This is a genomic window from Pantoea sp. X-Soil-MYKO-1785 (assembly GCF_059730675.1).
Genome location: NZ_AP036003.1, coordinates 18,372 through 32,813, shown reverse-complemented (window position 1 = coordinate 32,813; position 14,442 = coordinate 18,372). Strand labels below are relative to the sequence as shown.

The 14,442-nt window shown below is 52.9% G+C and carries 19 protein-coding genes; 9 read left to right on the top strand and 10 right to left on the bottom strand.

Annotated features, from left to right (window positions below):
• Nucleotides 1-26: 26 nt before the first annotated feature.
• The gene (locus AC6I8D_RS24400; RefSeq protein WP_497821195.1) at nucleotides 27-629 is read right to left on the bottom strand and encodes a serine acetyltransferase; all 603 of its coding nucleotides are present in this window, start codon (nucleotides 627-629) and stop codon (nucleotides 27-29) included.
• Between the two features lie 179 nt (nucleotides 630-808).
• Between AC6I8D_RS24400 and AC6I8D_RS24395 the strand changes: the two genes are divergently transcribed.
• The 3 genes from AC6I8D_RS24395 to AC6I8D_RS24385 all read left to right on the top strand — a co-directional run bounded on the left by AC6I8D_RS24395 (nucleotide 809) and on the right by AC6I8D_RS24385 (nucleotide 2,109).
• The gene (locus AC6I8D_RS24395; RefSeq protein ID WP_497821194.1) at nucleotides 809-1,054 is read left to right on the top strand and encodes a hypothetical protein; all 246 of its coding nucleotides are present in this window, start codon (nucleotides 809-811) and stop codon (nucleotides 1,052-1,054) included.
• Between the two features lie 135 nt (nucleotides 1,055-1,189).
• Nucleotides 1,190-1,816 carry a division plane positioning ATPase MipZ gene (locus tag AC6I8D_RS24390; protein ID WP_497821193.1) on the top strand — a complete coding sequence of 209 codons (627 nt, stop codon included), beginning with the start codon at nucleotides 1,190-1,192 and terminating at the stop codon, nucleotides 1,814-1,816.
• Entirely contained in the window at nucleotides 1,813-2,109 is a 297-nt protein-coding gene (locus tag AC6I8D_RS24385) for a hypothetical protein (protein ID WP_497821192.1), read from the top strand. Before AC6I8D_RS24390 ends, AC6I8D_RS24385 begins: the two co-directional genes overlap by 4 nt.
• Before the next feature lie 108 nt (nucleotides 2,110-2,217).
• On the opposite strand, the gene AC6I8D_RS24380 is transcribed toward AC6I8D_RS24385, so the two are convergent.
• The 3 genes from AC6I8D_RS24380 to AC6I8D_RS24370 all read right to left on the bottom strand — a co-directional run bounded on the left by AC6I8D_RS24380 (nucleotide 2,218) and on the right by AC6I8D_RS24370 (nucleotide 4,049).
• Nucleotides 2,218-2,982: a site-specific integrase gene (locus AC6I8D_RS24380; protein ID WP_497821191.1), complete on the bottom strand. Its 765-nt coding sequence runs from the start codon at nucleotides 2,980-2,982 to the stop codon at nucleotides 2,218-2,220.
• Nucleotides 2,983-3,019: 37 nt separating this feature from the next.
• Nucleotides 3,020-3,622, bottom strand: coding sequence for a hypothetical protein (locus AC6I8D_RS24375; RefSeq protein WP_497821190.1), 603 nt, complete (start codon nucleotides 3,620-3,622; stop codon nucleotides 3,020-3,022).
• Nucleotides 3,623-3,761: 139 nt separating this feature from the next.
• Nucleotides 3,762-4,049 carry a hypothetical protein gene (locus AC6I8D_RS24370; protein ID WP_497821189.1) on the bottom strand — a complete coding sequence of 96 codons (288 nt, stop codon included), beginning with the start codon at nucleotides 4,047-4,049 and terminating at the stop codon, nucleotides 3,762-3,764.
• Between the two features lie 506 nt (nucleotides 4,050-4,555).
• Here AC6I8D_RS24370 and AC6I8D_RS24365 point away from each other — a divergent pair.
• Nucleotides 4,556-5,539, top strand: a complete 984-nt coding sequence (locus AC6I8D_RS24365) for a hypothetical protein (RefSeq protein ID WP_497821188.1) — start codon at nucleotides 4,556-4,558, stop codon at nucleotides 5,537-5,539.
• A 48-nt stretch (nucleotides 5,540-5,587) separates the two neighbouring features.
• Here AC6I8D_RS24365 and AC6I8D_RS24360 read toward each other — a convergent pair whose 3' ends face one another.
• Nucleotides 5,588-6,697 (bottom strand): PIN domain-containing protein, encoded by a 1,110-nt coding sequence (locus AC6I8D_RS24360; protein ID WP_497821187.1) that lies wholly within the window; start codon nucleotides 6,695-6,697, stop codon nucleotides 5,588-5,590.
• 279 nt (nucleotides 6,698-6,976) lie between these two features.
• Between AC6I8D_RS24360 and AC6I8D_RS24355 the strand changes: the two genes are divergently transcribed.
• Entirely contained in the window at nucleotides 6,977-8,068 is a 1,092-nt protein-coding gene (locus AC6I8D_RS24355; protein WP_497821186.1) for a transcriptional regulator, read from the top strand.
• Nucleotides 8,069-8,483: 415 nt separating this feature from the next.
• On the opposite strand, the gene AC6I8D_RS24350 is transcribed toward AC6I8D_RS24355, so the two are convergent.
• From AC6I8D_RS24350 to AC6I8D_RS24335, 4 genes are all read right to left on the bottom strand, one after another.
• Nucleotides 8,484-8,735, bottom strand: coding sequence for a hypothetical protein (locus tag AC6I8D_RS24350; RefSeq protein ID WP_497821185.1), 252 nt, complete (start codon nucleotides 8,733-8,735; stop codon nucleotides 8,484-8,486).
• A gap of 39 nt (nucleotides 8,736-8,774) precedes the next feature.
• Nucleotides 8,775-9,011: a hypothetical protein gene (locus tag AC6I8D_RS24345; RefSeq protein WP_497821184.1), complete on the bottom strand. Its 237-nt coding sequence runs from the start codon at nucleotides 9,009-9,011 to the stop codon at nucleotides 8,775-8,777.
• Between the two features lie 64 nt (nucleotides 9,012-9,075).
• The gene (locus AC6I8D_RS24340) at nucleotides 9,076-9,375 is read right to left on the bottom strand and encodes a Lar family restriction alleviation protein (RefSeq protein WP_497821183.1); all 300 of its coding nucleotides are present in this window, start codon (nucleotides 9,373-9,375) and stop codon (nucleotides 9,076-9,078) included.
• A gap of 14 nt (nucleotides 9,376-9,389) precedes the next feature.
• Nucleotides 9,390-9,965, bottom strand: a complete 576-nt coding sequence (locus tag AC6I8D_RS24335; protein ID WP_497821182.1) for a type II toxin-antitoxin system RelB/DinJ family antitoxin — start codon at nucleotides 9,963-9,965, stop codon at nucleotides 9,390-9,392.
• A 578-nt stretch (nucleotides 9,966-10,543) separates the two neighbouring features.
• On the opposite strand from AC6I8D_RS24335, the gene AC6I8D_RS24330 reads away from it, so the two are divergent.
• From AC6I8D_RS24330 to AC6I8D_RS24320, 3 genes are all read left to right on the top strand, one after another.
• On the top strand, nucleotides 10,544-11,428 hold the full coding sequence (locus AC6I8D_RS24330) for an AbiTii domain-containing protein (RefSeq protein WP_497821181.1): 885 nt from the start codon (nucleotides 10,544-10,546) through the stop codon (nucleotides 11,426-11,428).
• Between the two features lie 138 nt (nucleotides 11,429-11,566).
• Nucleotides 11,567-11,851 carry a type II toxin-antitoxin system Phd/YefM family antitoxin gene (locus AC6I8D_RS24325; RefSeq protein WP_497821180.1) on the top strand — a complete coding sequence of 95 codons (285 nt, stop codon included), beginning with the start codon at nucleotides 11,567-11,569 and terminating at the stop codon, nucleotides 11,849-11,851.
• Nucleotides 11,848-12,162: a type II toxin-antitoxin system RelE/ParE family toxin gene (locus AC6I8D_RS24320; RefSeq protein ID WP_497821179.1), complete on the top strand. Its 315-nt coding sequence runs from the start codon at nucleotides 11,848-11,850 to the stop codon at nucleotides 12,160-12,162. Before AC6I8D_RS24325 ends, AC6I8D_RS24320 begins: the two co-directional genes overlap by 4 nt.
• A 16-nt stretch (nucleotides 12,163-12,178) precedes the next feature.
• On the opposite strand, the gene AC6I8D_RS24315 is transcribed toward AC6I8D_RS24320, so the two are convergent.
• Entirely contained in the window at nucleotides 12,179-12,940 is a 762-nt protein-coding gene (locus AC6I8D_RS24315; protein ID WP_497821178.1) for a DUF8608 domain-containing protein, read from the bottom strand.
• A 696-nt stretch (nucleotides 12,941-13,636) separates the two neighbouring features.
• On the opposite strand from AC6I8D_RS24315, the gene AC6I8D_RS24310 reads away from it, so the two are divergent.
• Nucleotides 13,637-14,038, top strand: coding sequence for a hypothetical protein (locus AC6I8D_RS24310; RefSeq protein ID WP_497821177.1), 402 nt, complete (start codon nucleotides 13,637-13,639; stop codon nucleotides 14,036-14,038).
• Nucleotides 14,039-14,442 lie beyond the last annotated feature (404 nt).

Below are 14,442 nucleotides of genomic sequence, written 5' to 3'. Positions count from 1 at the left end.
GATGAGCAGCGCATCAGCAATTTGGATTATTTTGGCCGGACCACCGTGCTTTTTTCACAGTAGACGACGCTGTTAGCTGGCACATCTTTATTCACAAATGCCATAGCGCCGATCGTCACGTTATCACCGATTGTGATGTCACCAATAATGCAGCTGTGGGCGCCGATATCGACGTTGTCACCGATGACAATTCGCCCTGATGCATCTTCAGAATTTTTCCGGCCAATCGTCGTATTCTGACGCAGTTTGACGTTACGCCCGATGACACTTTCGGCTCTGACGACAATCCCGACGTAGTGGTTTACTTTCATCCCCGGGCCGATTGATGCCTCAAGGCTGATGTCAGTACCGTAACGTCTGAGAAGCTTGTGATTAATACGGCGCGCTCTTTTCCGCATACGCGGTGAAGGCAGCGTATGCATATAACTGGCCAGCCGCCACCAGAAGTAATAATTGTTCTTGTAGCCAAAAAGCACCCGGTGGATGACTTTGAACCAGGAAAATTTTTTTTTGCCATCCCTGTTTAGCACTTCAATGCGCAGACATTCTTTAAGATGTGCGTATGTATTTACTCCATCACTAGTGCGAAGGCTTTCGTTAACATAGGTAGATGTAATATTGTCTGACATGGTAGCCCCTAAAAAAGCAAGATTAAAACCATTTTAAATAGAAAGTTAAGAAATCAAACGCATGAATTAGCGCCTTTTATGCCTTATAATTTGGCTTAATAATTCTAAATTAAATAATAGCTAATTTTAATATACACAATGAATGCTTGTCGATAGTTAATAACAACGGAGCTTTCGAAATGGATTATACCTACTTACTCGAAAAAAAATCAGATCACATTTTCTCGTTTGAGCAAATCAACAGTAATGACTACTCATCCAAAACCTGGCTAATTGATATTAGCCACTTTGTAGATTTAGATAACCCTTCTGATGAAGAAGTGTTTAATTACAATATGCTCAATAACGAACATGGATTTCCGCCAAACGAAGTTTGGCAGGTGTTCTTAAGCCGTGTAGCTGGGCAGTTACCTATCGACAACTAACAACCATAACATCTTGTTAAGATAACAACTTAACAATTGCATGTATATCAACTGAATAAAAACATAAAATTATCTTGTTAAGATAACAAGATGTAATTATGATAACATCATATCTTATTATCGATTGAGGTTGTCATGATTATCGTACTAGGAAGTCAGAAGGGTGGCGTAGGTAAAAGTACTCTTGCAGTATCGATTGCTTCATGCCTTAAGTCGCAGGGAAAGTCGGTCATAATCGTAGATGCAGATGACCAAAAATCTGTATTGACCTGGTATAACAACCGTTCTGAATCTCTTCCACACATTCCGGTTACCGGCGCCACTGGTAATATAAAGGCTATGCTTAAAGAGCATGCAAAATCTTACGACTATGTCATTGCTGATTGTGCAGGTCGTGATAGTGCTGAAATGCGAAGTGGGTTGATGTCAGCGGATGTTTTTATCTCGCCGCTTAGACCATCACAAATGGATTTAGATGTCGTCCCACACACTTGCGAAGTATTTACCGCAGCTAAAGACTTTAATGAGAAAGTTAGAGGCTTTTTAGTCCTCAACATGGCCCCTACGAATATGTTTGTTAATGAGGCGCATCAAGCAGCTGAAGTACTGGCTGATTATCCCCAGATGCAGTTAGCCACATCCCGCATATGCGATCGGAAAGCCCATAGAGATGCCTGGGCAGAGTCATTAACTATCTATGAAACGCAGAATGAAAAAGCTCAGGAAGAGATCTCAGCCTTGGTTAAGGAGTTGGTATTGTGAGGAACAGAGCAAACACTCCGCCTAAAGACGAGAGCGCATTCATTAACGGCGGCACTGCAGGACTCGGTGTGATCACTGAGAAAAAAAATTCAACGAAAAGTAAAGCTAAGCCCGTGAGCATCTCTTTTGCAGATTCCAATCTTCAATCAATTGATAACTGCATTCGTGATGAAATGAACAACTCCGGACTGCGTGTAAACCGTTCGGATGTAGTCAGAGCTGCAGTTATGGCTTTTGAAAAACTGAGTGAACAGGAGCGATCAAAGCTGATTAACTCAGCAAAATTACAGTAATGTCATCTTGTCATCTTGTTATCTTGTTATCTTGTTATCTTGTTATCTTGTTATCTTAATTAAATGCTAAGATAACAAGATAATAACCTATTAATCGTATGATAATTCTCATTTTTTAAGCATTGCCACAGCATCATTTCCTGACATCTGAAATTGCACCCTGTTTCTGGCCGTCACGTCCAGCGCAAACACCCGCGTATAAATCTCCGTCGACTTGGCGCTTTTATGCCCGAGCAGGCTCTGCAGCGCCTTGAGCGGCGTGCCGGCGTAGAGCATGTGCATGGCGTAGCTGTGGCGGAAGGTGTGCAGGGTGACCGGTATTGAGAAACTGACCCCTTCTGACTCCGCTGCTTGGACGGCCTCGTTCAGCCAGGTGCGCGCCGTACGGTCGGTGATCTCCCACAGCCGCACCCTCTCTGTCCGGCCGGTCTTATCACTCCTGCGCTCCAGCGGAATGCGCAGGGTGGCAATCATCATCTCCAGCTGCGTCACGTACTGCGCGTCGGACAGCGGCACCAGGCGGTGCGGCACCGCACCGGCGGCAATACGGCCGGCGCGCCTTTCAGCCTTTTCCTCTCGCTGCTTGAGCGTGGCCAGCTGCACGAACGGGTACTGCTGGCGTAGCAGAAAGTCTCCCCGGGTCAGGGCAAGCGCCTCGCTGATTCGCGCGCCGGTGTTCCACAACGTGGTGAACAGCATCTTGCGCCGCAGGTCGGGCATGAAGTGGAGCAGGGCGCTGACCTCCGGCGCCAGCAGGTACTTCGGCAGGTCGACGACCAGCGCGGCCATTTGGCGCAGCGCCAGCGCCGCCGGATAGTCAATGGCCACCGGCAACGTTGACGCAGCCGGCGCGTAGGAAATTATTCCGTTCATAGATGTGAGTCCGGTGAAAAAGGCAGGACGTTAGGCCTCAGAAATCGTGTCCACGCATCTCGCTCTCAAGATCAAGGAGGTAGCGCAGTCCGTTATCAATACCGTCAAGATCGTCAGACGCAGCGGCCATCTGCTCCCCGAAACGGCGCGTATTAATGTAGTGGATGCCTTCCAGGCTCCGGCCTCCCTCTGCCGTGCGGGCATAGCGGAAGCCGGTGGCCCTCAGATCTGCCTCGTTCAGTGCCTTCACGACGGCGCTGACTCGCGTGAAATGAGACGGGGCCAGCGTATCATCGGCCTGAAGGAGCAGCCTGCGCGCCACTTCCCACAGCGTGTTGAGGTTGTGCGTGACCTTGTCACCGCTGCGGGGGGCATAATCCCGGAGCAGCCGGCAGGCCAGTCCGGTGACCTGCTTGATCTGCAGCTCAATGTGGTGGCGGTAGAGGAACACCACGGGATAGACCAGAAAATCCTGGTCGCGTGCAGTTTCGTCAATGTGACGGATGAGGATGTCAGCGGCCCGCCTGTAGCCTTCGGTATAGGCAGTCCCGTGGTCGGACATGTAGTTGAGGCAGGCATTATTGTGCCAGTCGCGATCGCTGGCCAGCAGCCCTGACTCCGGTGACTTTTTCTTTTTCACTTCAGCTCCTGAATCTTTTTATGCCGGACCAGGTTCGATGCATCGGCCGGAAATCCCCTCGACCATAAATTTGTGCTCCTCTGAAACAGCAAAATCCCGCCTGCCTTTTTGTGCTTAGTAAACTCTCGCCTTTCCAGACCTAATACCCTGCGATAGCCCAGGCAGCACGTCTGATTTTGTCAGCTGGAAAGGCACGAACGAGATCCATGGCAGGAACTTCCTGTGGCATACATTTCAGCCACAATCTGTTTTGCGCATCATATGGTTTGGCCGCAATGTATCTGACAGGTGAATTGATAGTTGCTTCAGACCAAGTCGATGGATCTAGGTCGTCAAAAAAGTCGGTGTTAATCCAGACATGGCCTGCTCCGTTTTCGTCTACAAGCTCATCAATCAGGTCACATAACGCGTACTTAAAAATTTTCATAACAACCCATTTGTAAATACTCCCATCACGAAATAATCACCCACTGACGCACCTGACCGTCACACCGGAACACTTACCCAGACAGTATCATGCCATGAGTAATAATAAGCAGGCACATAACCACAGATGGCAATTACCTGAACCCTGTTTCCGCCGGATCCGATTTCTTCTGAATTAAGCACTTTCCCGGAATCGTAGCACGCCGGGCGGACGCATCATAGCGTCGTTTTCATCTTCATCCTTCCATGACGCATCCCGTATGTTGTGCTACATGCGGCTAGGTGATCCACTATATATTGTGGTGTGCACAGAAAACCGCCGACGGAGAGTTAAAGATCCGCTTCTAGCTTTTTTCGGATCTGCGGTGAAACTAACAATGAAAAAATACCATTTGAATTTTGGATTTATCTATTGTGTTTTGTATTTCAATTTGATTATTGTATTACCAGCGGCAAATAGAAGTTCGATGTCGAATTAAAACCCCACATTATAATGAGGTAATACCAATGACTTTGACTACACGCAATGATTCAAACGGTACACAAGAAACCGTTTCGGTTTCCGTCAAGGGGATCCTGGCTCCGGTCAGCCAGGCGCTGAAAGACGTTTCACAGGCCCGCAAGGTAAATCAGTCAGTGCTACTGCGCGAGATGGTCAACGGGCCAATGAGCAGCCTCATTCACGTTTTCTGCCTGAAGAGTCCTCTGGTTAATTCGCTCGACCTGGACGTCGTACAGTATTTAGGCGGCACTTTGACGCCGGTATGGTCAGCCGTACCGCTGGCCCCGCAGTTTGAAGCCGTTTACCTGGATCTGCTGAGTATCAGCAATGAGGACGATCTGACCCGTATCCTGCTGCGAAATGCACAGTTCATCCGCATGCGCGCCGGTCAGTGCCTGCCTAGAGGCACACAGATTACGGGCAGCGTATCAATGCACCTCGCACTGTTCAGCGAAATTGCGGGCCGCGACGAGCAGACGATAGAAGCATACTGGGCCGGATTTGCGCGCTTCTGGGGGCAGTGGTACCAGCGTCAGGATTACTACCAGCATATCAACCAGCTGCGAAGCGCGCAGGGTCTGGAGCCCGCCAATGCGCCCAGCGAGGCCGGGGCAGAAGGCGTATATGCCCGTGTGCAGATTCTGCAGGCAGAAGCAACGCAGCCGGGATTTAGTCACGTTCTGATGACGCTGCGCACTGAAAACACTCGTCCTCTGCCAACGAACGTTTTCGGGCAGTTTGCGCTGCCTTATTGTAACGGAAACCTGCTGTCTCCCGATCCTGGATACGGCGTTCCCTTCATTTACCCGAACAACTCGCTGGGCATGGGCTTCTGTTTTAAAGAAGAAATCTGCTCACTACACTGCTATACGGTGACAGACCCGCGTCTCGGTCCTACCGCAACGCTAAGCGAAGTCGCGACCGCGCTGGTGTCAGCCGTTGACGATACACTGCGCCCCTACGCCGTGACGTTTCCGGTAACTAAATAAACATCAGGCCGCATCAGCGGCCATTTTTCTGATCCAATGGCTGGTCAATCATTGTTCTGTCCAGCCATTCATATGGTCATTCGGCTTTTCAATGTATTCGGCCTCATCGATATCGAGGTCGAAAACATTGTGCTCAAAATCGAGCCTCTCTATCTCAGCGTTCTCCCTCAGTCCATCTAGGAAGCCAATAACTACTGTAGCGGCGTATTGCTCCTTATGACGAAACGTGTCGTTTGTCTCTCGCATCCCGTACATAACGCGGTCTTCCCTGTCCCAGTTCACTCCGGAATAATCTACCGAATCATAAGTCGCCAGCAACGAGACGCTGAACTCCAGGTCGTAAGTCGCCCCATCCAGATCCACGTCGATTAATTGTTTTTCTGAAATATGAATGTCAAAGATATATATATCGCTGACTTCAAAATCAGAATTTCCGGATGAGTATGGAATAAATTCTCCATTCTCCAGTTTTTCCCGGGCTATTGTCATAACGTGTTCCATCAGCTGCTGAAGAACATCATCGGCAAAACCGGGCAGTCCGGCCAGCTCTTCGTCATTTCTGTTAACCAGGTCCAGCAGATGCTCCAGTTTTTCCAGATGGATAAAGTTGGGATTTCTGTCTGCCACCGCCTTCATATCCCCGTCGGCGCTGATGATGTAGACCATGTGATGGCGGTCACGGGCTACCTTGTCCACGGCAGCCAGCGAAAACGCATCCGGGAACTCGGATTTCTTTGCTTCACGGTGAAATGGGGGAGCCGCCGAGAAGTAGTCACGGAAAATCTGAGCCGGATCCACAATGGAAACAGAAATTTGTTCGGTTAGGCCGTTTTCCATCAGGGCTCGAAACTTCGCCATCGCCTCCGCGAACACTTCCTCCGCGTTAACTCTGGCAAACAGTCCACCACCGGTGGACTCATCCGCGATACGCAGGAAGGCGCCGGCTTTCTGAAACCGCTTGAGCTGGCTGACTGCGTCATCGGCAAACTTTCTGATGTGGGCTTCAATTTCAGAGCGTATTACGTCAGTTATCAGCAGATGAATTTTTCCTTCGGTCACCATTGTCTCCAGGCGAGCAAGATCATAGTGGCCAAACTGAAAACGTTTGGCCTGATAGGCGGAGGTATCGATAAAAACAAGCCGGGTCTGCAGTTCCATGCTGGGATATCCGTAAACGAAAGATGTCATGGCACCAAGAATAGGGGGATTGAGGGTAGAGGAACAGCCTGTCTGTAGTCAGCACTTCTTATTCTGCCCTTTTACGGATCCCCCGAATTTAGCAAACACACAAACGGACAATTCACGCTTTCAGAGTGACATGATGTCATTTATAGTAATGGCATCATAAGCAAACACTGAATCATTTTTGCATGAATAATTCATTCATTAGCGGTATTACCACCAACCGTGAAAGCCTAATCTGGAGAAACAGACAATATGATCAGCCAGCTGACCCTGCGCTTCCCGAAAAAACTGATCGAGGCGCTCAAGACACGCGCCGCCTCGGAGGACACCTCCGTTAACGCTCTGGCCGAACGGCTCATCGGCGGCGCGCTGCAGTCGCCGGCGCCGGACGAGGAGTGGCTCGGTCTCATTACCGATCCCGACGCAGCGGCGGCGCTGCTGTACCGGAAGATCGTACTCGGCGAAGGCGCCGGCGCGGCCGGGCTATCGGTGACCGAGCTGAAGTACCTCACCATGGAGGTCCACGAGGGCTACATGATCGCGGGGCAGAACGAGATCGTCAGCGGGGCGCCGCTCAGGGCCCTGATGGACATCACCGTGGACCTGATCGCCTGGCAGGAAGAGAACGGCGCGCCGGTGGACGGCCCCTACCTGCGCGGTAACTTCGGCGTGCGCGGCGAAAGCTGGTCTGCGGAAGTGGCTGCGGTGCGGGACGCGCTGCCAGCAGCCGTCATCGCTGGCCGTGCGGAGCGCCTGCTGCGCCCGCTGTCGGCGGGCAGCTTCGATCTCCGCGCCATACCCGACGCCGCGCTCGGCACAATCTTCACCCCGGCGCGGCTGCGCGCCGTCTTCCCGCTGGTGATGCGCAGCCGTGACTGGAACGCGGAGCAGCGCCGCGGGTTTTCCGACGAAATCCGGCCGCGCGTGGCGGCGGCTCAGGCTGAAGTGCTGGCCGGCCCCGTGTCGCTCTCGGTCCGGGTGAGCGGGCACGATCCGGCCGTGCCGGCCGACGTGTGGTACGAGGCACCATCGCTGCACCTGCTCGTCAACGGACGCGACTTCGTGATGCCGTTCGGCTGGGAGGAGTTTGCGGAGCTGGTCCGCACGCTGAACGCGTACCGCGCCGATCCACAGGCGATGCCGCGCGGCCATCACGGGCGTGAGGTCATGCTCTCACCGCCGGGCCACGTCAGCCAGGACGGTTTCGTGGGGTTCGGCGCGCTGCGGGTCTTCATTCCAGCGGAGGACTTTGCGTTGTTTGCGGACGGGGTCTGTGCACTGACGGACCAAGGGCCGCTGGCGGAGGCGATGGAGGCGCTGCGCCTGCTGAACGGCGACCTCTGACAGCAGCACGTCAGGCTAACGCGCCCGCTTTTAAAGCGGGCGTTTTTGTTTCTGCTGTCTTTCCAGGTTTACTCGGGGCAAATAGACGATGGTGCATGGCCGGTAGCGCCTCACGTGAAAGCACAACCTTCTGACGCTGGTTTTGTGTCAGAGGTGTAATTTGCGCATAGAGTCTGTGACACTCTCCGCAGCATCAGAGCTGCCTTGCTATATGTGTTATGGGAGCCGCCCGGGTCCGGCCAGTACCTGTCAGGCTGATTGAATCCCGCAGCGCCATGCGGTAAGGCCCGGCGCCGAATGCCCATAACCCCGCAGAGAGCAGAAAGACAAACGCAATCACCGCCATCAAACGTTTCATATATAGCCCTTTTGGTTCACCAGGGCTTAACCCTAAAAGCAGAACAGCACGCGCACGTCATATTTCGCGCCGAGCGCGCTGAGCGCATCCAGATGGCCTGAAATACAGCTCGCCCAGAAACTCGCGGTAGGTGACGGCTGCCGGCGGCGCATGGCGCTGGTCGTTAAACGTCTGGTCGTAGTTAAAGCCCGTCAGCTCTGACGCATGCAGCCAGGAAAACCCGTAGCGGTCTGCATCCGCCTGGGCAATGCGGTCAGCAACCGTCTCCGGCTGCGCAAGCTCGATGCCGCCATAGCCGTAAGTCGTCACCTGCAGGATCTCGGGAACCAGCTGCAGCAGCGCGCCTTCCTATATGTCTTCCGGGAATCCGCGCGGCTCGGCCAGCACCTGACACTGGCTGTCATTTCTGACGCCGGCAAACAGCGCAAACATACCGTAGCTCTGATAGTGGAACGGCTCGGCATAAGCCGGCTTTTCATAACCGTCCATCGTGTGCCAGGGCGGCGGGGGAAACACGTCTTCGCTGACCGGCTCCCAGCCGCCTGCTGTTCTGAACTCCGCACAGGTTCGGATGTACGCTCCCATTATATTCTCCATGTTCGTGTAACGCAGGCCTGGCAGATGCGGCCGGGCCGGACGTCCGGGTTATTCAGGCGCGGGTGTTCCAGCGCTCAACGGCCGACAGCAGCGCACGGTTATGCGTGTTCAGCGCCTCCAGCTCGGTGGCGCAGCCGGCTTCGTCCTCAGTGTCGCCCGGACATTCCGCACCACAGTCCAGGCACTCGATCCAGTACGCCGGTGAATGGGTGTTGCAGATCTCAACGTCCGTTCCCCCGCAGAACGGGCAGCCGCACAGCGCGTGGCCGTCGTGTTTGCCGTCATCGGTGAAGCTCACGCTGTAATAGCCCGCTTCGCCCTGAATACGGAAACCATTGTGTGTTTTGATCATCGTCTTTTCCCTGTTCAGTTTATGTTGGCGCCGGCTTCCGGCGCGTTGAGATAGTCAGCCAGTGCCGCAACGTGCCGGCGTAACAATCGCGTGGGAGTGTGCAGGCTCGCCGGCAGATCGGTGGTACCAGCGACATTGGTCAGCGTCCCTTCCGCCTGATTCAGATACAGCACGACCAGCGGCCAGGACACGCCCGGACTGAAACTTCCGTCGCCGCGCGGCGGCAGGGTGTTCATGAAATCCGTGTTCGCACGAATGAAGGTCGCCGCATCGGCGGCCGCAAACATCGTTGAAAAGATGCTCTGATTGTACGCGCTCAGCTCCAGCGCCTCACGCTCGGTGAGGTAAGGCAGGTTCTGCATGGCGTCCAGGCTTTTGCTGACCTCCGTGGCGCGCCGCAGCGCCTCCCGGTAAACGTCCTCCGGGGTTTCCGCCGACACGTTCACGCGAAACGGCAGCCGGCCGTGTGCGGCAACGTAGTGATAGAGGTGGGTGATGGCCTGCGTCGGGTTGACGTCCAGCGTATCCAGCACGCTTTCGGCGCGCGATTTCAGTTGTTCATCGAGACGAACGGTGATGGATGATTTCAACGTGCCGTCCCCGCAGTGCAGCGGAACGGCCCGCCGTGATCGTGCTTCTGTGTAAGTGACATCGTGGCGCAATCCTCTCAGCAATCTTTGTACTGCAATATTGCAGTGCATTTAAATATCCTACGCCAGCTTTTTTTGCACTGCAAGTTTGCAGTGCAATTTTTTACACGCCGGTTAAATGGTTTTTTCCGGGCGCCCGGATTGCGGAAAAAACGCAGATTGCGTTAAAACCGAACCTGACAGGGAAGGGACGCGGCGGGCGCGGGGCGCAGCGTTCACGGCGCGGCACTATATGTGGTGGCTCAGGCAGCTGAGTGAGGCACAAGATGTAGCGTTATCCACAGAAACGGGGGATAACTTTCGGGGCTGCGCCTTCTGCCGGTAAACCGCAATTGGCTAAAAATGAACAAGAGCGCCCCGCCATACGATTACACGCTGAAACCATCACCAAAGAAACCGTCATCCGCCTTCTTTTTAAAATACCTGTAATAATTTACAGGGGGAGTGGAAAGCCGCTGCGGTTCGCGTGATGATGCGTTCTGACGCAGGGTAACTGCATACGGCATAAAGGAAACGGCATGAATGAACCGATGGTGATCCGGTTTCAGGCAATGGCAATGAACAGTGAAACGCCCATTGCTTCGCTGCTGAGAATGGCGAAAGCCATCGCGGTGAAACTGGATCTGAAAGAACTGGATGAATGGATGACCTGGGAGCTGAACGGCTATCCCCGCGATGTTTCCTTACCGGAGTACCGGATAATCATGTGCGAGCTGAAAGCCGTGCATCCTCATCACGGGCTGATTCCGGCGCCGGTGCGGAGCTGGAGTCAGGAGAAAAAGCTGACCACGGTGCAGGTATCAATGACGGCAGGGGAACTGGAAGCGGCAGCAGCAGACAAGGATTTGATAACGTTTCCCCTTCCTACTGAATATGCACACCGCCTGCAGTCGAGGCAACCGGCGTATCTACGCTTCGACCTGATCAGAGTCACAACCTACCACACCATGCTCAGCATCGTTGACCAGGTGCGCAACCGACTGCTTGAATGGTCGCTTGAACTTGAACGGCAGGGAATACTCGGCGAGAACCTGCAGTTCTCACAGCAGGATAAAAACAGGGCACCTATGACGACCAACAACTTCAACTTTAACGGCAACATCAACAACGCCGGGGTGATCGGCGCCGATAACCACGATTTTACCCAGCAGAACACGCTGCAGATCGCCGCCGGTGATTTCGACGCGCTGCGGGCCAGCCTGGAGTCGATGGGCTTTGCGCCGGAAGACGTGCAGGAGCTGAAAACCGTGCTGGACAGCGAGCCGGCGCCCGCCGTTTCCGGCCGCGTTCTGCCGAAGGTGTATGCCTGGCTAGGCAGGGCCGGTGAGCGCGTGCTCGATGCAGGCCTGGACAAAGCGGCACCGGCGGCGATTGAAGCGATCAGCAAGTATCTGGGTTTCTGAACGGTGGCGTTGATCAGGCCTGGCGGGATCGGAACCGGACAAAATCAGGGTGAATGCCCTGAATATGGCTGGCTGGCGGGTACGGCAGAAAGAGTATAAAATAATCAAATTGATCAATTTGATTAATCAGGAGTGACCATGAACAGTTTTACGGCCAGCGAGGCAAAGGTGCAGTTCGGCGAGCTGCTCAGCCAGGCGATGCGCGAACCCGTCAGCATCACGAAAAATGGCCGTCCGAAGGCGGTCTTGATGTCCTGGGAAGACTACAACCAGATTGAAGCACTCAAGCTGGAGCACCTGCGCGCCACGCTTGCCCACTCGATTGAGCAGGCAGAGCGCGGTGAGCTGTACGATTCGGAGGACGTTTTCAGCCCGCTGACGGCGGACGAGCTGATGAAAGCAGGGGATAAGGCGCAGGGATGACGGTTCGTTATACAAAGGATGCGAGAAACCAGATCCGCTCTGTCCGCGCCTACTCGCAGCGCCGCTGGGGTAAGGAAGTCGCCGATCTCTATGCGCAGTCGCTGCGTGTGACCATAACAGAAATCCTCGACCGGCATCCGTCGCCCGGACTGAACCGCAGCGCTGACCTGGGCGACGGCATCCTCAGCTTTCCCTGTGAAAGCCACCTCATTTATTACCGCGTGACGGAATATGGCATCGTGGTGCTGGGCGTTCTGCACCACTCGCAGGATGCGGTTCGCCATCTGCCACAAGGCAGCACCTCTCTGTAGCGCGGCATTCCCGCGCTCAGCTATTCCCTGGCACAGGCTTTTTACCGTAGCGCCTGGAAAGCCCGGACACTATCCGGGTGTAATCCACTTCTTTCCCGTACAGCTGCCGGATCAAATTATCCAGCACCTTACAGGCACCCTCGATGTCTGAACGGCGGATCGGCCTGTCCGAATGACTGCCGTGGTTGCCAAAATCCTTGAGCGCGTGAAACGCCTCGTAGTGGCTGCCCAGCTTTTCCCTGTTGAGTTCAATGCGCCGCGCAAGCGGGATGCGTTGCGGTTTTTCACCCGTGGTTTCTCGCGGCACATCCTGCGCATCGAGCAACATTTCCAGTACGGTGCGAATCCCGTTAACGGCAGCAGAGCTGCTGACCGGCAGCAGAGCAGATACCATCTGCAGCCGCTTCGTAATGTCCTCCGGGCAGGACTCCGGGATGCCGAACACCGGCAGCGGTGGCACGAATGATTTCGCCCGGTACCGGATGTAGTAGACGTACCCCCCATTGTCTTCGTCAGGATCTTTATCGCCGCGACCGCTACCCGAAACAGCCACGGACTCCTGGCAGCTGCGCCGGCTGCACTGCAGCATACAGGTGAACACGTATTCTTCATTATCAGCGTCAAACCAGTCTTCTTCGCGGTCTCGGAGCGTGGAGGCTGACGGCCGGGAAATAAAGCTGCCCGGCACCACTTCTAACGAGGCGTTGTGGCAGGCGGGGCAGCACCAGTGCGGAATGTCTTCATCAAAGAAATGGGTGGTTGGTTGCGGTCCTGGCATGGTTATGTCTTCTGTGCAGAAAGGGGCGTAACTATTTTACACATTTCTGTCAGCTGACCGGTAGCCTTCCCCCGGCGGCATCACGTCCTGCTGGCAGGAAATAAACGACAAGGTCTTATTAAAAGTTTTATTTACACAACTTTACATAAAATTTGGCTTATTTCCATCATTCTCCGCTTAAAAAAAGATAAATAAAAGAGGATGGAGTTCACTTATATTCATCCGTTAAAAGTCATGCTTTTCGTTAAAGCCTTACCTCATGCGGCCTGCGAAATGACAACATACAAAAAATTGTATAAATTTGTTGACTTTTAGAAAGTTCTTGACAAAAGGCAATTTTTTATGTTAAAATACCTTATAAATCGCAGAACGGGTCAGCGATTTGAAACTGGATTCAGGATTCCGGAAATGTAGATAAATGAGCACAACGATAAGCAGAGACGGTTTTTCAAAACCACAAATGCCCGGCGTGTATCAGAGCACTCCGGGTATTTTTTTGACCTGCTGTTAAGCCCGTAAATCAGGCTAAGGAGAGAGCAATGCGACGACGATAAATAGATTGAGAGAAAAGAAGTAAACACAAAAACCGTATTTAAACCCTATTTGGAGAAATGGCGATGAAAACGTTAATCACGTTATTCAGAATCCAGAACCAAAACTATAAAAAGCGTGGTATTTATTATGTTCAGAAAGACCGTGAAAGAGGTCGAGCGTCAGACCAAAAATGGACGCATTTACACCAAAGAAACAACCTGGGGTTTCTTCTCGAACCGCCGTAGAAAAAGAAAAACTGCTGGCGGCGGCGATAAAGTAAAAGGCTGGGTTCGCAATGAAGTCACGGAAGTCAGAAATACGCTTATTGAAGCAACATTCAATAGCTTCTGGCACACCCCGATTTGTTCTGCGATAACGGCGTTTCTTACGCTTTATACGCCTTATCTTGCAGTTATTCCAGTGATACCAAAGGCTATCATACTGTTTTTAATCGCGTATGCCGGCTATCTGACTGCGGCATTGATACTATCCTACGCTCGCAGATTCGTGGTCTGGGGAGCAGGAAAAATAAAGCGATTATTCGGTGGTAAAGGGAAGCAGTAATAAGAGTTCGTGGCTCAACTACTGTGAAAGAGAGTAACAGGACAATGCTGCCGGAGTCAATACCGGCAGCATTGATAAATAAAAACGAAGGAGGTTAGCATGTTTATTTTCAGGCCAGGCTAACGGGATGTTGGCTTATTTAGGATAATGCATTACAGAATAACGCTGTTATTAAACGGCGGGGATTAACGCAAATTTTAATAATGTCATCGGCTTTTCCGTTCTGTAAGGCTTTTCAGTGTTTGCCATACTGCCGCCGCCGCGTGTCACGCAGTCGCTTCCCCGTCAGCCTGTCCATGATCCACGCCGGCTGCACCATGACGAATGTAAAACATGTGACACATGAATAGCACAAAGGGCACGCTTAGGTTATTATTCATGTGTCACCTGAATAACCAGTAATG

Bases quoted from the DNA above. Each gene is read 5' to 3' on its own strand.
- AC6I8D_RS24400 (WP_497821195.1), bottom strand. From the start codon at position 629: ATGTCAGACAATATTACATCTACCTATGTTAACGAAAGCCTTCGCACT.
- AC6I8D_RS24395 (WP_497821194.1), top strand. From the start codon at position 809: ATGGATTATACCTACTTACTCGAAAAAAAATCAGATCACATTTTCTCG.
- AC6I8D_RS24390 (WP_497821193.1), top strand. From the start codon at position 1,190: ATGATTATCGTACTAGGAAGTCAGAAGGGTGGCGTAGGTAAAAGTACT.
- AC6I8D_RS24380 (WP_497821191.1), bottom strand. From the start codon at position 2,982: ATGAACGGAATAATTTCCTACGCGCCGGCTGCGTCAACGTTGCCGGTG.
- AC6I8D_RS24370 (WP_497821189.1), bottom strand. From the start codon at position 4,049: ATGAAAATTTTTAAGTACGCGTTATGTGACCTGATTGATGAGCTTGTA.
- AC6I8D_RS24365 (WP_497821188.1), top strand. From the start codon at position 4,556: ATGACTTTGACTACACGCAATGATTCAAACGGTACACAAGAAACCGTT.
- AC6I8D_RS24360 (WP_497821187.1), bottom strand. From the start codon at position 6,697: ATGGAACTGCAGACCCGGCTTGTTTTTATCGATACCTCCGCCTATCAG.
- AC6I8D_RS24355 (WP_497821186.1), top strand. From the start codon at position 6,977: ATGATCAGCCAGCTGACCCTGCGCTTCCCGAAAAAACTGATCGAGGCG.
- AC6I8D_RS24345 (WP_497821184.1), bottom strand. From the start codon at position 9,011: ATGGGAGCGTACATCCGAACCTGTGCGGAGTTCAGAACAGCAGGCGGC.
- AC6I8D_RS24340 (WP_497821183.1), bottom strand. From the start codon at position 9,375: ATGATCAAAACACACAATGGTTTCCGTATTCAGGGCGAAGCGGGCTAT.
- AC6I8D_RS24330 (WP_497821181.1), top strand. From the start codon at position 10,544: ATGAATGAACCGATGGTGATCCGGTTTCAGGCAATGGCAATGAACAGT.
- AC6I8D_RS24325 (WP_497821180.1), top strand. From the start codon at position 11,567: ATGAACAGTTTTACGGCCAGCGAGGCAAAGGTGCAGTTCGGCGAGCTG.
- AC6I8D_RS24320 (WP_497821179.1), top strand. From the start codon at position 11,848: ATGACGGTTCGTTATACAAAGGATGCGAGAAACCAGATCCGCTCTGTC.
- AC6I8D_RS24315 (WP_497821178.1), bottom strand. From the start codon at position 12,940: ATGCCAGGACCGCAACCAACCACCCATTTCTTTGATGAAGACATTCCG.